The 15,961-nt window shown below is 64.1% G+C and carries 12 protein-coding genes; 5 read left to right on the forward strand and 7 right to left on the reverse strand.

Going from position 1 to position 15,961, the window contains the following annotated elements; all coding sequences use genetic code 11:
- Positions 1 to 129 precede the first annotated feature (129 nt).
- Genes K1567_RS04910 through K1567_RS04920 form a run of 3 tightly spaced genes read right to left on the reverse strand, consistent with a single transcriptional unit; the run spans position 130 to position 3,250 of the window.
- Positions 130 to 1,230, reverse strand: a complete 1,101-nt coding sequence (locus K1567_RS04910) for an acetoin dehydrogenase dihydrolipoyllysine-residue acetyltransferase subunit (protein ID WP_220698201.1) — start codon at positions 1,228 to 1,230, stop codon at positions 130 to 132.
- Positions 1,227 to 2,246, reverse strand: a complete 1,020-nt coding sequence (locus K1567_RS04915) for an alpha-ketoacid dehydrogenase subunit beta (RefSeq protein WP_034096986.1) — start codon at positions 2,244 to 2,246, stop codon at positions 1,227 to 1,229. Before K1567_RS04915 ends, K1567_RS04910 begins: the two co-directional genes overlap by 4 nt.
- A 26-nt stretch (positions 2,247 to 2,272) precedes the next feature.
- Positions 2,273 to 3,250 (reverse strand): thiamine pyrophosphate-dependent dehydrogenase E1 component subunit alpha, encoded by a 978-nt coding sequence (locus K1567_RS04920; protein ID WP_034096985.1) that lies wholly within the window; start codon positions 3,248 to 3,250, stop codon positions 2,273 to 2,275.
- 309 nt (positions 3,251 to 3,559) lie between these two features.
- Here K1567_RS04920 and K1567_RS04925 point away from each other — a divergent pair, with 309 nt between their 5' ends.
- Positions 3,560 to 5,431 carry a sigma-54-dependent Fis family transcriptional regulator gene (locus K1567_RS04925; protein WP_040268022.1) on the forward strand — a complete coding sequence of 624 codons (1,872 nt, stop codon included), beginning with the start codon at positions 3,560 to 3,562 and terminating at the stop codon, positions 5,429 to 5,431.
- A 183-nt stretch (positions 5,432 to 5,614) separates the two neighbouring features.
- On the opposite strand, the gene K1567_RS04930 is transcribed toward K1567_RS04925, so the two are convergent.
- On the reverse strand, positions 5,615 to 6,394 hold the full coding sequence (locus K1567_RS04930) for an acetoin reductase (protein ID WP_034113110.1): 780 nt from the start codon (positions 6,392 to 6,394) through the stop codon (positions 5,615 to 5,617).
- Between the two features lie 169 nt (positions 6,395 to 6,563).
- On the opposite strand from K1567_RS04930, the gene K1567_RS04935 reads away from it, so the two are divergent.
- A complete protein-coding gene (locus tag K1567_RS04935; protein ID WP_220698202.1) occupies positions 6,564 to 8,714 on the forward strand; it encodes a TonB-dependent siderophore receptor in 2,151 nt (716 codons plus the stop codon).
- A 4-nt stretch (positions 8,715 to 8,718) separates the two neighbouring features.
- On the opposite strand, the gene K1567_RS04940 is transcribed toward K1567_RS04935, so the two are convergent.
- Together K1567_RS04940 and K1567_RS04945 are read right to left on the reverse strand one after the other, a co-directional pair.
- The gene (locus K1567_RS04940; RefSeq protein WP_034096981.1) at positions 8,719 to 9,156 is read right to left on the reverse strand and encodes a carboxymuconolactone decarboxylase family protein; all 438 of its coding nucleotides are present in this window, start codon (positions 9,154 to 9,156) and stop codon (positions 8,719 to 8,721) included.
- A 110-nt stretch (positions 9,157 to 9,266) separates the two neighbouring features.
- A complete protein-coding gene (locus K1567_RS04945) occupies positions 9,267 to 10,898 on the reverse strand; it encodes a PvdJ/PvdD/PvdP-like protein (RefSeq protein ID WP_220698203.1) in 1,632 nt (543 codons plus the stop codon).
- A 141-nt stretch (positions 10,899 to 11,039) separates the two neighbouring features.
- On the opposite strand from K1567_RS04945, the gene pvdM reads away from it, so the two are divergent.
- Genes pvdM through K1567_RS04960 form a run of 3 tightly spaced genes read left to right on the forward strand, consistent with a single transcriptional unit; the run spans position 11,040 to position 14,587 of the window.
- Positions 11,040 to 12,389, forward strand: a complete 1,350-nt coding sequence (gene pvdM / locus K1567_RS04950; RefSeq protein ID WP_184336636.1) for a pyoverdine-tailoring dipeptidase-like protein PvdM — start codon at positions 11,040 to 11,042, stop codon at positions 12,387 to 12,389.
- A 19-nt stretch (positions 12,390 to 12,408) separates the two neighbouring features.
- A complete protein-coding gene (locus K1567_RS04955) occupies positions 12,409 to 13,680 on the forward strand; it encodes an aminotransferase class V-fold PLP-dependent enzyme (RefSeq protein WP_220698204.1) in 1,272 nt (423 codons plus the stop codon).
- Positions 13,681 to 13,714: 34 nt separating this feature from the next.
- The gene (locus K1567_RS04960) at positions 13,715 to 14,587 is read left to right on the forward strand and encodes a formylglycine-generating enzyme family protein (RefSeq protein ID WP_047881889.1); all 873 of its coding nucleotides are present in this window, start codon (positions 13,715 to 13,717) and stop codon (positions 14,585 to 14,587) included.
- Between the two features lie 534 nt (positions 14,588 to 15,121).
- Here the strand turns inward: K1567_RS04960 and K1567_RS04965 are convergent.
- Positions 15,122 to 15,955 (reverse strand): N(5)-hydroxyornithine transformylase PvdF, encoded by an 834-nt coding sequence (locus K1567_RS04965; protein WP_034096975.1) that lies wholly within the window; start codon positions 15,953 to 15,955, stop codon positions 15,122 to 15,124.
- Positions 15,956 to 15,961: the final 6 nt, after the last annotated feature.

A 15,961-nucleotide genomic window follows, 5' to 3' on the forward strand; every position in this document is an offset into this window, starting at 1 on the left:
CATTCTGAATGCTCGGATAAGGGTGTGGCTGACGCATCGCAATCGGGGGCAAGCCCCCTCCCACACAGTCAGCACTGTGGAAGGGGGCTTGCCCCCGATTGCAGTGGGTCAGGGCCCACAGGTTTCAGCTCAATGGCGCTTGAGGAACGCCAGCATCAACTGGTTAACCTGCTCCGCCGCCTCCAACTGCACCATATGCCCCTGCCCCGGCAGGATTTCCACCTGGGCCTCCAAGCCTTGGGCATGGTTGGCCGGGATAATGCCGTCGTCGCTGCCCCAGATCACCAGGCTCGGCTGTCGACCGACAACATGGCGCACATCCACCTTCTGCCGCCCGCCGTCGAACAGCGCCCCATTGAGCTGGCGCAGCGCCTGATCCACGCCCTCCAACCGTTTGAACTTGAGCATGTCCTCCAGCATCTGCCGCGTCACCAGCGCCGGGTCGCTGAAGAGTTGCACCAGTTGCGGCTTGAGGGCGTTGCGATTGTTAGCGTCGGCGAACCCCTGCAGATAATCGCCATTGATGTCGGCACCCAGGCCGGCGCTGGCGATCAGGGTCAGCGAGACCACGCGCGCGGGTGCCTGCTCGGCAACGGTCAGGGCCACCAGCCCGCCCATGGAATGGCCGGCCAGATGCACGCGGTCCAACTGTAGATGATCGAGCAAGCCCAGCACCGCCTCGCTTAATTCAGCCGCCTCGCCGCTGCGCAGGGTCTTGCCCGACTCGCCATGCCCCGGCAGGTCCAGGGCGATCACCCGGCGCTCGGCGGCCAGGGCCGGTTGGTTGAACAGCCAGTTGTTCAGGTCGCCGCCAAAGCCATGCACCAGCACCAGCGGCGTGCCGCCTTCGCCGAGGTCCAGGTAACGCAGCAAGCGCCCGCCCACCTCGACTTTTTGCGCACTCGGCCCGGACGTTTCGGCCTCGGCGGCATTGGACACGAACCCTGCCTGGAAGCCTTCGATCACCGCGTCGATCTCGGCGTCGCTGGCCTCGCCTTCCACCACCACACCGAGCAAGGCGCCCACCGGCAAGGTCTCATCGCTCAGCGCCAAGACCCGACGCAACACACCGCTGAACGGCGCTTCCACACTGCTGGAAATCTTGTCGGTCTCCACATCCAATACGGCCTCGCCCTTCTCCACCCGGTCTCCGGGTTGCTTGAGCCAGATATCGATACGCCCTTCGGTCATCGACAGCCCCCACTTGGGCATGGTCAAGGTATGGATCATGCGGCGTTCCTCTTGTCGGCGATTTTCAGCACGGCGGCTTCGATCTTGGCGGCGTCGGGGATGTACAGGTCTTCCAGCGCATCGGAAAACGGCACAGGCGTGTGCGGCGCGGTGACCATTTCGATGGGCGCGCGCAGCGCAGCGAAGGCCCGCTGCGCCACCAGGGCGCTGATGTCGGTGGCAATCGAGCAACGCGGGTTGGACTCGTCGATCACCACCAGGCGCCCGGTTTTCTCCACGCTTTCCAGAATGCTGTCTTCGTCCAGAGGGCTGGTGGTGCGCAGGTCCAGCACTTCGCAATCGATGCCTTGGCGCGCCAGGTTGGCGGCGGCTTCCAGGGCGATATGCACCATGCGCCCGTAGGTCACCAGGGTCACGTCGCGGCCTTCGCGCACAAAGTTGGCCTCGCCGAACGGCACGGTGTACAGCTCTTCGGGCACTTCGCCTTGCAGGCTGTAGAGCATTTTGTGTTCGAGGAAGATCACCGGGTCGTTATCGCGGATCGCCTGGATCAGCATGCCCTTGGCGTCATAGGGGGTGGCCGGGCACACCACTTTCAGGCCGGGAATGTGGGTCCACATCGAGGTGAGCATCTGCGAATGCTGGGCGGCGGCGCGCAGGCCGGCGCCGTACATGGCGCGGATCACCAGGGGCGTGGTGGTTTTGCCGCCGAACATGTAGCGGAACTTGGCCGCCTGGTTGAGCAACTGGTCAAGGCAACAGCCGATAAAGTCGACGAACATCAATTCGCACACCGGGCGCATGCCGCGGGTGGCGGCGCCTACGGCCATGCCCACATAGCCGACCTCGGACAGCGGCGCATCCAGCACGCGCTCGGGAAACTCTGGGTACAGGCCCTTCGTGACGCCGAGCACGCCGCCCCAGGCGTCCTGCTCGCCGGGCGAACCGGTGCCGCCGGACACGTCCTGGCCGATGATAAACACGCTCTGGTCGCGGCGCATTTCCTGGGCCAGGGCTTCGTTGATTGCCTGCTGATAGCTGATTTTGCGAGCCATGAAATTCTCTCCGGGTCTTGTTGTTATTAGCGGTAGGCGACGTAGACATCGCTGAGCAGATCGGCCGCCTGGGGCTTGGGATCGGACTTGGCCAGGCGCACGGCGTCTTCGATCAACTGCGCGACTTCGCCATCGATGCGCTCGAACTGCGCCGCGTCCAGCCAGCCTTCGACCTGGCAACGCTGGCGGAACAGCGCCAGGCAATCCTGGGTCTCGCGCAGGTTTTTCACTTCATCCGGGCCGCGATAGGTCTGGGCATCGCCTTCGAAATGGCCGTAGAAACGGCTCAACTTGACCTCCACCAGGGTCGGCCCCTCGCCCCGGCGCGCGCGCTCGACGGCAACACCCAGTGCGGCATGAACGGCGAAGAAATCATTGCCATCGACGATCACCCCCGGCATGCCGAACCCTACAGCACGCTCGGCGATGTCTTTGCACGCTACCGACCAGCCGGAACCGGTGGCTTCGGCGTAGCCGTTGTTTTCAGCAACGAACAGGCAGGGCAGTTTCATGATCGAGGCCAGGTTCATCGCTTCGAACACCGCGCCCTCGTTGGAGCCGCCATCACCAAAAAACGCCACGGCCACGCCCTGGCTGCCCTTGAGCTTGGAGGCCAGCGCCGCCCCCGCAGCCAACGGTGCGCCGGCGCCGACGATGCCATTGGCGCCGAGCATGCCTTTCTCCTGATCGGCGATGTGCATGGAGCCGCCCTTGCCGCCGCACACGCCGGTTTTTTTGCCGTAGATCTCGGCCATCATGCCGAACACATCCACGCCCTTGGCGATGCAATGGCCGTGGCCACGGTGGTTGGAAGCAATGCAGTCGTCATCGTTGAGATGGGCCATGACCCCAGCGGCACTGGCTTCCTGGCCGGCATACAAATGCACGAAGCCGGGGATCTCGCCGGTGGCGAATTCCACATGCAGGCGCTCTTCGAAATCACGGATGGTGCGCATCACGGTGTAGGCATGCAGCAATTGATCGGTGGACAGGTGGGTGGACATCTTGTTGTTCTCCAGGTTGTCTCGACACACGAAAGGCTGGCGTCGGCCAGCTACAGGCCACTCAGCACAGCCTGTGCCAGAACCGGCAAAAACCTGGCAAAGCCTTGATCCAGAGCAGTGCGGCGACCTTGAACGTGGGTGGCCTGCCCACCCAGAATGAGACGCTGCAGCGCAGCCCGCCGCCGCTGTCTCAGGGCAAATGAGACGCTGCGTCTCAGCGCCGGCAATCGGTCAGGTCGGCCTTGTCCGCCCGCGCGCGCAGGCGCTTAATGGCAGGCATAACAACAACGCGTGAGAACCGGAGGCCTTATGCTCGCCGCGAACTCCAGAGAGCACGTCGACTGCGTCAGTCGCGTGGTCCGCAATGCCGATCGCCTGCCCCAGGCACCGGTGCCGTCGCTGATTTTCGATTCCTGGCGCCGCTCCATGGAACAACACCACCTCGACCCCGGCTCGCTGCAAGGGCCACGCATCCTCAGCGAACCCTTGCTCAAGGAATGTCGCGAGCGCGCCGAGCTGTTTATGCGCATCGCCAGTGAAGAGGTCGGGCAACTGCACCACCGCGTGCGCCATGCCGACTACTGCGTGATGCTCACCGACGCCCAAGGCCAGACCCTCGACCATCGCGTCGACAGCCGCATTCGCAACGATTGCCGCAAAGCCGGCCTGTATCTGGGCACCTGCTGGTCGGAAGCCGAAGAAGGCACCTGCGGCGTAGCCACGGTATTGACCAGCAAGGCAGCGGTGACCGTGCACAAACGCGATCACTTCCGCGCGGCCTTTATCGACCTGACCTGCTCCGCCGCGCCGATCTTCGACCCCCAGGGCAACCTGCTGGGGGTGATGGATGCTTCGGCGCTCCAGTCGCCGGACGACCGCCGCAGTCAGCACCTGGTGCGCCAGATGGTGGCCCAGAGCGCCCAGGCCATCGAGAATGCATTCTTCATGCACAGCGCCCGTCAGCACTGGGTGCTGCAAGCCCACAGCACCCCCGGTTATGTGGACAGCCAGCCCGACCTGTTGCTGGCCTGGGACCAGGACGGGCGCCTGCTGGCCCTCAACAGCAAGGCACGCCAAGCGTTGCGGCGGCGCTTCGGCCAGGTGCCGGCGCATATCGGCGAGGTGTTCGACCTGGATGCCTTGCGGGCGGTGACCGACCAGCGCACCCAGCAGTTGAACTGGCTAGGCGAACCCGGCGCGCTGCATGTGCGGGTCAACACCCCCCAGCGCCCTCGCCCGCGCACGGCCCCCAGCACCCAGCTCGACCCTCGGGTGGAGGAGCATCTGCGCCTGGCCGTGCGGGTCAAGGACCGCAACCTGCCGGTGCTGGTGCAAGGCGAGACCGGCGCCGGCAAGGAAGTCTTCGCCCGCCAGCTGCATGAGCGCAGCGCGCGACGCCAAGGCCCGTTCGTGGCGGTGAACTGCGCGGCGATTCCGGAAAACCTGATTGAAAGCGAGCTGTTCGGCTATGTGGCCGGGGCGTTTACCGGCGCCTCCAGCAAGGGCATGCCAGGCCTTTTGGTGCAGGCCGATGGCGGCACGTTGTTTCTCGATGAGATCGGCGATATGCCGCTGGCATTGCAGACCCGCTTGCTGCGGGTGATGGCCGAGGGGGAAGTGGCGCCCCTGGGGGCGGCCAAAACCCGTACGGTGGATATCCAGGTGATCTGCGCCAGTCACCGCGACCTGGCGGCACTGGTGAGCGAGGGGCGTTTTCGCGAAGACCTGTACTTTCGTCTCGGCTGTGCCCGTGTGAGCCTGCCGCCCTTGCGCGATCGCACCGACAAACTGGCCCTGATCCACCGTCTGCTGGCCCAGGAATCCCATGGCGGCGCGGTCTCGCTGGGCATCAGCCAGGCGGCGCTTGAGGTGCTGCTGAGCTATGGCTGGCCGGGCAATGTGCGCCAGCTGCGGCATGTATTGGCGTACGCCTGCGCGGTGTGCGACGGCGATACCCTGCAATTGGCGGACCTGCCGGTGGAAGTGCGCGGCGAACAGGTCGCGGCGCCGGCAGAACAAAGCGCCAGCCCGGAACGGCAAGTGGTACTGGATGCACTGATCCGGCATCGCTGGAAACCAACACCGACCGCCCAGGCGCTGGGCATTTCCCGAGCCACCCTGTACCGCCGAGTCAACCAACTGGGGATCGACATGCCCGGCAAGGCTTCCCTGACACAGTGAGGACGCTCATAGCGGCGTGTCAGTGACACACATGTTGCCTGAGCGAAAGCTATCGGGGGCAAGCCCCCTCCCACAGTGGGATCTCGCTGTCGCAGGTCAATGTGGGAGGGGGCTTGCCCCCGATGGCGGTGGGTCAGCGAAAAAAATACTAATTGAACCACCACCAACGCACGCTTTGCGAGATCAGCGGTAGACCAGCCCACCGTCGATCAAGGGCGACTGCCCCGTCATGTAGTCCGCATCCGGCCCCGCCAGGAACGCCACCAGCCCCGCCACATCCTCCGGGGTTTCTGCGCGGCCCAGGGCGATGCCGTCCACGTATTGCTTGTAGGTCGCGCCCACCTCGGCCCCGGTGATCTCGGCCATACGCTTGTCGATCTCCACCCACATATCGGTGCCCACGACGCCCGGGCAGTAGGCATTGACGGTGATCCCCGCGCTGGCCAGTTCCTTGGCCGCCGCCTGGGTCAACGCACGCACGGCGAACTTGGTGGCCGAGTACACGCCCAGCAGCGCAAACCCTTCATGGCCGGCGATGGAGCAGGCGTTGATAATCTTGCCCTTGCACCCCAGCGCCTTGAATTTCTTGCCGGCGGCCTGGATGCCCCACAACACGCCCTGCACGTTGATGCCCAAGGTGCGTTCGACCTGTTCCGGGGTCACCTCCAGCAGTGCATCGATCTGCGCCACCCCAGCGTTATTGACGATGATGTCGAAGCCGCCCAGGGTCTGGTGCGCATGCTCCACCGCCGCCACCACCTGTTCGCGCTTGGACACATCGGCGATAAACACCGACGCCTTGCGCCCGATGGCCGTGATTTCGGTGGCCACGGCGGCGAGTTTGGCGCCATTGATGTCCACCAGGGCGATATCGGCGCCCTCCTGAGCCAAGCGCAAGGCAATGGCCCGGCCGATGCCCTGCCCGGCGCCGGTGACCAGCGCAACTTTTCCAGCGATACCCATGACGATCTCCTGCACGAATGAGAGAAGCCTTGCCTATCGCAGCTACACCAGGCGGCTGTCGAGGCCATAAGGCTGCGGCGAGTGAGCTGAGACGGGACGTCTCACTTGTAAAACCGAGCCGTAATGCCTAGCTTATGCGCCCCCTGCCCCGCGCTCTAAGGCCCTGCCCATGGTTTTGCGTTTCCGCCCTGTCGCCTCTTCTCGTGTCGCCCTCGGTCTGCTGCTCAGCGGCGGCATCGGCCATAGCCTGGCGGCCGAGCTCGAACTGCCGGCGGTGCAGGTCCAGGGCCAGGACACGTCCGGCTATCGCGCCGAGACGGCCTCGGTCGGCGGCTTCAATGAAGCGCCGCTGCTGGACACTCCCGCGTCGGTCAGCGTGTTCAACGCCGCGCTGCTCAAGGACCAGCAGGCGCGCCTGCTCAGCGAAGTGCTGCGCAACGATGCGTCGGTGGGCGAGAGCTATGCGCCCATCGGTTATTACGAAAACTTCGTAGTGCGCGGTTTCTCGCTGAATGCGGCCAGCAGCTACAAGATCAACGGGCGCACCATCACCGGCGAACAGAACGTCGCCCTGGAAAACAAGCAGCAAGTGGAAGTGCTCAAGGGCCTGTCGGGCGTGCAGAGCGGCGTTGCCGAGCCCAGCGGCGTGATCAACTATGTGACCAAGCGCCCGGAAGACGTGCGCTCGGTGACAGTCTCCACCGATGATCGCGGCAGCGGTTACCTGGCCACCGACGTCGGCGGCTGGTTCGGCAGCGAGCAGCAATTCGGCCTGCGCGCCAACGTCGCCCACGAAGACCTGCATTCCTACGTGGAACACGCCAATGGCCAGCGCGATTTTGTGTCCCTGGCTTTTGACTGGAACATCAGCCCCGACGCCGTGCTGCAACTGGACGCCGAATACCAGAACAAACAACAGCGCTCGGTGCCGGGCTACCAACTGCTGGGCGGCAGCGAAGTGCCCCACGGCGCCTCACCGAAAAAACTGCTGGGGCACCAGAGCGGCGCCAAACCGGTGGACATCGACTCGCTGAACCTCAACGGCAAGTTCGAATACCGCTTCAGCGATCAATGGACCGGCCAGCTCAGCGCCGCGCGCAGCAAAGTGGTGATCGATGACTACAGCTCGTTCGCCTGGGGTTGTTATTACATCGGCAGCTGCAATGCCAACACCTTCAGCCCCGAAGGCGACTACGACATCTACGACTATCGCAGCCCCGACGACACCCGGCGCGACGACGAAATGCAGGCCGCCATGACCGGCATGTTCGACACCGCAGGCCTGGGCCACGAATTGACCTTCGGCACCAGCGCGTTCCGCCGGGTAATCGACCAGCGCACAGCGGTCAACGAACGGATCGGCAGCGGCAATATCCACCAGGACGCCGCGACCTTCGCCCCCACCGACGTGCCCCTCAACGACAGCCACCGCAGCCTCGACAGCCGCCAGTACGGCCTGTTCGTCACCGACCGCATCCGTTTTAACGAGCAGTGGCAAACGGTGCTCGGTGGGCGTGAAGTGCGTCTCGATGAACAGGCATTCGACAGCAACGGCAGCCCGTCCCGCCACACGCAGCAGTATGTGTTCCTGCCCCAGGCGGCGTTGATCTATAAGCCGGTGGACAGCGTGTCGCTGTACACCAGCTACAGTAAAGGCTTGTCTCTGGGAGGCACCGCGCCGTGGTTCGCGACCAATGCCAGTGAGACCCTGGCACCGACCACCTCGCGGCAGATCGAAGCCGGAGTCAAATACGATTGGCGCCGCATCAGCTTCGCGGCGGCGCTGTTCCAGACCCGCCAGGCCTACCAGTACGCCAGGCCCGACGGCGCCGGCAGCTTTACCTATGTGCAACAGGGCGAGCAGAAAAACACCGGGTTGGAAGTGTCGGCCAATGGCTGGGCCACCGAGCGTTTGCAGATCGCCACCAGCGTGGCGGCGATTCGTGCACGGGTGAGCGGCAGCGGTACAGCAGCCTATGAAGGGCACCAGGCGATCAACGTGCCCAAACTGCGCGCCAGCCTCTACGCCGACTATGCGCTGCCGTGGGTCAATGGCCTGGCGCTGCTGGGTGGCGTGCAATACAGCGCCAAGAAGTACGCCAACCGCAGCGGTAATGTGGAGGTGGGCGATTACGCGGTGGTCAACGTCGGCAGCCGCTACACCACCCACGTCGACGGTTACGAAACCGTGTTGCGCCTGAGCGTCGACAACCTGTTCGACAAGCGCTATTGGCGCGACGCGGGCGAATACCTGGGCGACGACTACCTGTTCCAGGGCGCACCGCTGACGGCGCGCCTGAGTGCAACGGTGAACTTCTAAAGCGTTACTTGGGCATCTTGCGAAAGCCCACGGCGAGGCGGTTCCAGCTGTTGATGGTGGCGATGGCCAGGCTCAGATCGACCTGTTCCTGGGCGCTGAATTCGGCAGCCAATGCCGTGTAGTCAGCGTCCGGCGCGTGGGTCTGGCTGATCAGGGTCAGGCTTTCGGCCCAGGCCAGCGCGGCACGTTCGCGTGGGGTGAAAAACGGCGTCTCGCGCCACGCCGACAGCGTGTACAGCCGCCGTTCGGTCTCACCGCCCTTGCGGGCGTCGGCGGTGTGCATATCGAGGCAGAATGCACAGCCGTTGATCTGCGACACGCGCAGGCGGATCAGTTCGAGCAGCGGCAGTTCGATGGACAATTTACCCACGGCGGCTTCCAGCGCGAGCATGGCTTTCATGGCGTCCGGGGAAGCGTTGTAGAAATCGATACGGCTTTGCATGGGGAACTCCAGAACGGTGGGAAGTGGTGGCTAGGTTAGCCACCGGCCCGTGCGGGAGAAACAGCCAATTACGGCGAAGAATGGGTGACCAATGTTGCCCTGTTATCCCCTTACTGCTCCCGCGTCCTGACCTTCAAATGCCGCGCATACCAGGGCCGTTGCGGCACGCGTTTGAACAAGCCCTGCAATGCCTGCTCATCGGCGCCAAAGGTGATCCGCAGCGCGAGTTTCATGGTCTCCGGGTCCATTTCCATCGACTTGCCCATCTGCAGCCCTGGGGTGGTGCTGCACCCATGGGTGTCCGGACCGAGCCACGGGTCGCCCACTTCGACCCAGCGCCCCTGGGCGAACCAAGGCACGCCGTTGACCTCCAGGCGGCTGACCTCGCCGGGGTGGAAGCGCTCGTGGGCGCGAAACCAGTCTTCGACGCGGTCGTCGATCCAGCCGTGGAAGTGCCAGAACACCGGGTTGACGTGGGAGGAAAACGGGTCGCCGAGGAAGTCGTTCTCGGCCGTATACCAGCGTGGCGCGAAGTCCGCCGGGTCGCGGGCAAATGGCACCGGGGCGCCGTTGGAAGGGTCGCGCGGCACCGAGGCCCAGCGCATGTGCAGCCAGTCGTGCAGGCCCAATTCCATTTCAGAACCCAGTTGCCCCAGGGTCAGTTTGGCCAGGTAGCGCGGGTCGCGGTACTGGGATTCCCACACTTGGAAGTTGCTGTGGTAGGTCTCGGCGGCCTTGATATCGCTGACCCATTGGGTGTAATCGCTGTCGTCCGGGGCCGACCAAGTGGGCGGCAGCGCGAAGCCGTCATGGTTATCGAAATAGCGCAGAAAGCCCAGGCGATCGCGTTCCAGGGGCGGTTGCGGCGCGGGGAATTGCGGCCAGGAAGGCAAGTCCTGCATAGCGCGGGCCTTGCCGAGCATATGTCGGTGCATAAAAAAGAAGTCGATACCCGAGCCGTTGCGGTCCTTGCGGTCACCGCGCGCGTCGCGCTCCTGGCCGCGCGGACCAGGCTGCCAACCGATACCGCGCAAGGCATCGCGCTTGTCGTCGGGGAGCTTGTGCCACTGATCGCGGGTGGCGTGCCACAGCTGATGGAACAGGCGATGTTCGGGGGCGATCAACCAGGCCAGCAGGGTCGGGTCCAGGCCAATGCGTTGGCGGGCTTCGGGGAAATTGTGCTTGTGGGCAATAAAACGGTTATCGCGCTCGGTCATGGCCAGGGGGCGATCGAGGTCGAGGATCTGCCCGCTGAGGGTGCTGCTGCCGGCGTTGGCGAAATCGGCCCAGACTTCGTCGAGGGTCATTGTGAATTCGTAGGCCGGCACGCCGTCGGTGGCGTTGCGGTCGATCAGGCGCCAGTAGAGCAAAGCGCCCTCGCCCGTTACCAGATCGCCGAGCACGCGGTAGCGCGGCTCGCCCTCGGCACGCAGATTGGCGGCGGTGTCCAGGTAGCCGCGCAGGCCACGGCCACGGGGGGCGATGTCCAGCAGCAATTGCAGGCCCTCCAACGGCAGGCCCTTGAGGCCGGCATCGCGACCTTCCAGGCGCAGGCTCCACACCCCACGCAAGGTGTTGGCCAGGTGCTGCCCGGCGCTGTCGGCCAGGTCCACCGTGGCTTCGCCGGGAGTGATGGGCAACGCTTCTTCGCGCGTCAACTCGCGATGGGCATAGAAAGCCGCCGGCACCGCGGCACCTGTGAGCGCCAGGCCGGCGATGAAGCCACGTCGAGAGAGGGTCATTGTCTACCTTAGGAAACGCCTTTATCAGAGCTAGAACGTACGCAGCCCGGGGAAATTTACCGCGCGCCGCCGGCGCCTAAATTTCGCCGCCCATGGCTCGTTCTTCCCTGATAGCGATGGCCTCAACTGACTGAGATGGCAATGACAAAACCACGTTCGAACAAGGCGCTGTTTATCGGCTTGCCACTGGCGCTGGCCATCGGTGCCGGGGCTGGCTGGCTGGTCTGGGATCACTGGTTCAAAGGCAATGCCGGTTACCCGCTGGCGGTGATCAAGCAGGCCAATGAGCTGCAGGATCGCGTGCTGTCGTTCGACAGCCATATCACCGTGCCCATCGATTTCGGCACCGCCGGCAACGAGGCGGACAAGGACGGTGGAGGCCAGTTCGACCTGGTCAAGGCCGCGCGCGGACGCTTGTCCGGCGCGGCGCTGACGATCTTCGGCTGGCCGGAAATCTGGAACGGCCCCAATGCGCCGCACAAGCCGACCGAAGGCTTCATCGAAGCGGCGCGCCACGAGCAGGAGGTGCGCTACAAGATCATCAGCGCCATGGTGCGCGACTTCCCCAACCAGGTCGCCATCGCCTACACCCCGGATGACTTTCGGCGCCTGCACGGGGAAGGCAAGTTTGCGATTTTCATCAGCATGCTCAACGCCTACCCCTTGGGCAACGACCTGAACCAGCTTGACCTGTGGGCCGCGCGCGGCATGCGCATGTTCGGTTTCAGCTACGTGGGCAATAACGCCTGGTCCGACTCGTCGCGCCCACTGCCGTTTTTCAATGATTCGGTGGATGCGCTGGATGGGCTTTCGGACATCGGCAAGCAAGCCGTGCAGCGCCTCAATGACCTGGGGGTGATCATCGATGTGTCGCAGATGTCGACCAAGGCCTTGGAGCAAGTGGCGCAACTGAGCCGTACGCCGATGGTGGCGTCGCACTCGGCGCCGCGGGCGGCGGTGGATATTCCGCGCAACCTCAGCGACAAAGAGCTGCAACTGATCAAGCAGAGTGGCGGCGTGGTGCAGATTGTCGGCTTCTCGGCCTACCTGCGCCCACTCAGCCAACCGACCCAGGACAAGCTCAACCAGCTGCGCGCGCGCTTCGACCTGCCGCCGCTGCCCAACCTGGCCATGGCGCTGATGCCGGGCGACGCGATTATCGCCGCCTGGCCGGAGCAGAAGTTCGGCGAGTACGCCAGCGCGCTGTACGCCATCCTCGACGAAGAACCCAAGGCCAGCCTCAAGGACCTGGGGGATGCCATCGATTACACCGTGCGCAAGATCGGCATCGACCATGTGGGCCTGTCGTCGGACTTCAACGACGGCGGCGGTATCGACGGCTGGAACAACGTTGGCGAGATTCGCAACGTCACCGCCGAACTGATCCAGCGCGGCTACTCCGAGGCGGATATCGCCAAGCTGTGGGGCGGCAATTTCCTGCGCGTGTGGGAGCAGGTTCAACACGCCGCCAAGCCTGTGGCGCAACGCTAATCAACCATGAAGTAAGTCCATGACCGACCGTCGTACATTTCTTAAGCACGCTGGGGTGTTGGCCGCCAGCCTGCCTCTGGGCGCCGCCCTTCTACCCCAGGTCGCAGCCGCCGCCCCAACGGACAACCCATGGACGGGTTTCAAGCAATTATTCAACCAAGACCCGGACTACCTGCACTTTTCCAACTTCCTGGTGGCGTCGCACCCCAGGCCCGTGCGCGAGGCCATCGAACGCTACCGCGTGCAGATCGATCGCAACCCCGGCCTGGCCATGGACTGGGACTTGCAGGAAACCTGGAAGCGCGAAGGCCAGGTGCGCGAATGGGCCGGGCGTTACCTCAAGGCCACGCCGCCGCAGATCGCCCTCACCGGCAGCACCTCCGAAGGCTTGGCCATGATTTACGGCGGCCTCCAGGTGCGCGCAGACCAGGAGATTCTCACCACCGTTCACGAGCATTACGCGACCCAGAACGTGCTGGATTTTCGGGCGCGACAACAAGGCACCCAAGTGCGGCGGATCAGCCTGTTCGAAAACCCCAGCCGGGTATCGGTCGATGAAGTGCTGGGCAATATCCAGCGCGCCATCCGCCCCAACACCCGGGTGCTGGGCATGACCTGGGTGCAGTCCGGCAGCGGTGTGAAGCTGCCCATTGGCGAAATCGGCACGCTGGTGGCCGACCACAACCGCCAGCGCGACGAACGTGATCGCATTCTGTATGTGGTGGATGGCGTGCACGGCTTGGGCGTAGAGAACCTCGATTTCCCGGACATGCATTGCGACTTTTTCATCGCCGGCACCCATAAGTGGATGTTCGGCCCGCGCGGCACCGGACTGGTCTGCGCCCGCGACCCCGAAAACAGATACGTCACGCCCATGGTGCCGACGTTTTCCGAAGACAAGGACTTCGCCACCATCATGACCCCGGGTGGCTTCCATGCCTTCGAACATCGGTGGGCGGCGGACGAGGCATTCAAGCTGCACTTGCAACTGGGCAAGGCGCCGGTGCAGGCGCGCATCCACGCGCTCAACCGTGAATTCAAGGAACAGTTGCAAGCCCATCCGCGCATCGAACTGGTTACGCCGCACAGTAGCGAGCTGTCGGCCGGCTTTACGTTTTTCCGGGTCAAGGGCCAGGACTGCGAGGCCGTGGCGGCGCACATGGTGCGCCAGCGCGTGGTGATCGATGCGGTGGACCGCGACGTCGGCCCAGTGATCCGCACCGCCCCTGGCCTGCTCAATTCCAGCGAAGAGATCCAACGCTTCATGACCCTGCTCAGCGCACGGGCGTGATGCCTATTTTCACCTTTTGAACCCGAGCCCCCCTATGCGCGCATCCCGATTCAAACCTTTGACCGCCCTGGCCCTGACCGCCGTGTGCGGCGCCTGCCTGCCGAGCCTGGCCCACGCCGCCGCGCCAGCCGCCGGCAAAGTGTTCAAGGACTGCAAGGACTGCCCGGAAATGGTGGTGCTGCCCGCCGGCACCTTCACCATGGGCACGCCGGCAGATGAAGTCGGCCGCGAGCCGGACGAAGGCCCGATGCACGAAGTGACCTTTGCCAAGCCGTTCGCCATGAGCCGCTTCCAGATCACTGCCGGCGAATGGGACAGCTACGTGCGCCAGACCGGCGTAAAGATCGCCGACGGCGACACTCGCCCCGGCCGCGAATGTATCGCCAGCAAGCCGCGCTATCCCCAGGGCCCACGCCAGCCGGCGGTGTGCATGGACATGGACGATATAAAAAACTACGTGGCCTGGCTGTCGAAGAAGACCGGCCAGCAGTACCACATGGTCAGCGAGGCCCAGCGCGAGTACGCCGCCCGCGCCGGCTCCACCGGGCCATTCCCCTTCCCGTTCGATGCGGGCAAGGACTACAGCATCGCCGAACACGCCAATACCTACGGCCCGGCGGACGGCTACAGCTATTCCTCGCCTGTGGGCAGCTACCCACCGAATGCGTTTGGCCTGTACGACATGCACGGCAATGTCTACGAACGCGTGGCCGATTGCGAACACCCCAACTACATCGGCGCACCTACCGACGGCAGCGCCTGGGTTGAACCGAACTGCGAGTCTTACCAGATCCGTGGCAATGACTGGGGCGAAGCACCGGTGTTCTCACGCTCGGGCAACCGCAACAATATCTACCCGCAGACACGCGGGGATTGGATTGGGTTCAGGGTCGTGCGCGACCTCTGATTGGGTTGTGGTGAAAGGGCTTGCGGTGGTGAGCGGGCTTGTCCTGCGCTGGGCTGCGAAGCGGTCCCGCTCCAGACAATATGGTTTATCTGGTAAACCGAGGTGCCTGGGTTTGGGGCCGCTTCGCGCCCCAGCGCAGGACAAGCCCGCTCACCACAACCGCACTCTCGCAAGCTTAGCCACGACGGCGCATGCCCCCGATCCGTTGTAGTGAGCAGGCTTGTCCTGCGCTGGGCTGCGAAGCGGCCCCGCTCCAGACAATGTGATTTATCTGGTAAACCGAGGCGCCTGGTTTTGGGGCCGCTTTGCGCCCCGGCGCGGGGCAAGCCCGCTCACCACAACCACACACTCGCAAGCTTAGCCACGACAGTACATGCCCACGACCCGTTGTAGTGAGCAGGCTTGTCCTGCGCTGGGCTGCGAAGCGGCCCTAAAACCAGGCGACTGTTTTTGCCTGACCCACCGCAGTGTCGGCAGGGGGACGCTTCGCGCCCAGGCGCGGGGCAAGCCCGCTCACTACAGAAGCCTCAAATTTTAGGGTTGGCTTTGTTTGGCCAGGCGCTCCAGCCCTTCATGCAAGGCCGGGAACAGGCTGTTGTTGAAGTTGTTCCAGCGCAGTTCGAGGATGGTGTCGTCCGCTGCGATGTCGGTGTTGAGCACGTCATGGAACACTTCGCCGGAGTCGATGCCATTGTCCACGTAGTGGAACGAAGCGCCGGTGCGGTACAGCGGCTCGCATGGCTGGGTTGCCTTGGTCGTCCAATCCACCACCGCTTGGCCACGGGCGCCGTACAGCGCGTTCCAGGTGGCGTAGGCGCCACGGCGCTCGTAGGGCGAGTCGATGCGAGTGATCCCAGGGTGAATGTTCATGATCCGACGGGCAAACGGCGCACCCGGCCGTACCAGTTCATCGAGGATCACCAGCAGGCCGTCGAGCACCACGATATCCGCCTTCAATTCCACCAGCGTGTCATGCAAACGACGCTCGAAGTCCTGCTTGCCGGCGATGTGTTCGGCACTGCCCCGTGGCAGGCGGCGGTAGGTGGACGGCACGCTCAGCAGCAAATCGTTGACCAGCGTGCCCTGCACCCGCAGGTCAGCCGGGTACAGCCACTGGCGACCCGGCTGGTAGGCAAAGCCATAATCGGCCACCAGTTGCTGATCCCGAGGGTTCTGCTCATCGTCGTCATACACCACGCCTACCAGGTGATAAGCCTCGCCCAATGGCGTGTCGTTGAGCGACCCCACCAGAAACTCCAGCACCGACTTCATATAGCGCTGGTGATCCTTGTAGGCCACCGGCTGCCCGGCCTTATCGGCGGCGGCGTTTCTCAGGGACCACACGTACACCAGATTCTTCTTCGTCATTGTTTC

This window comes from Pseudomonas sp. S5F11 (genome assembly GCF_019641515.1).
Lineage (GTDB): Bacteria > Pseudomonadota > Gammaproteobacteria > Pseudomonadales > Pseudomonadaceae > Aquipseudomonas > Aquipseudomonas rhodesiae.

Excerpts from the sequence above, each read along its gene's own strand:
- K1567_RS04915 (WP_034096986.1), bottom strand. The coding sequence starts at position 2,246 with ATGGCTCGCAAAATCAGCTATCAGCAGGCAATCAACGAAGCCCTGGCC.
- K1567_RS04925 (WP_040268022.1), top strand. The coding sequence starts at position 3,560 with ATGCTCGCCGCGAACTCCAGAGAGCACGTCGACTGCGTCAGTCGCGTG.
- K1567_RS04945 (WP_220698203.1), bottom strand. The coding sequence starts at position 10,898 with ATGACCCTCTCTCGACGTGGCTTCATCGCCGGCCTGGCGCTCACAGGT.
- K1567_RS04910 (WP_220698201.1), bottom strand. The coding sequence starts at position 1,230 with ATGATCCATACCTTGACCATGCCCAAGTGGGGGCTGTCGATGACCGAA.
- pvdM (WP_184336636.1), top strand. The coding sequence starts at position 11,040 with ATGACAAAACCACGTTCGAACAAGGCGCTGTTTATCGGCTTGCCACTG.
- K1567_RS04930 (WP_034113110.1), bottom strand. The coding sequence starts at position 6,394 with ATGGGTATCGCTGGAAAAGTTGCGCTGGTCACCGGCGCCGGGCAGGGC.
- K1567_RS04965 (WP_034096975.1), bottom strand. The coding sequence starts at position 15,955 with ATGACGAAGAAGAATCTGGTGTACGTGTGGTCCCTGAGAAACGCCGCC.
- K1567_RS04955 (WP_220698204.1), top strand. The coding sequence starts at position 12,409 with ATGACCGACCGTCGTACATTTCTTAAGCACGCTGGGGTGTTGGCCGCC.
- K1567_RS04940 (WP_034096981.1), bottom strand. The coding sequence starts at position 9,156 with ATGCAAAGCCGTATCGATTTCTACAACGCTTCCCCGGACGCCATGAAA.
- K1567_RS04935 (WP_220698202.1), top strand. The coding sequence starts at position 6,564 with ATGGTTTTGCGTTTCCGCCCTGTCGCCTCTTCTCGTGTCGCCCTCGGT.
- K1567_RS04920 (WP_034096985.1), bottom strand. The coding sequence starts at position 3,250 with ATGTCCACCCACCTGTCCACCGATCAATTGCTGCATGCCTACACCGTG.
- K1567_RS04960 (WP_047881889.1), top strand. The coding sequence starts at position 13,715 with ATGCGCGCATCCCGATTCAAACCTTTGACCGCCCTGGCCCTGACCGCC.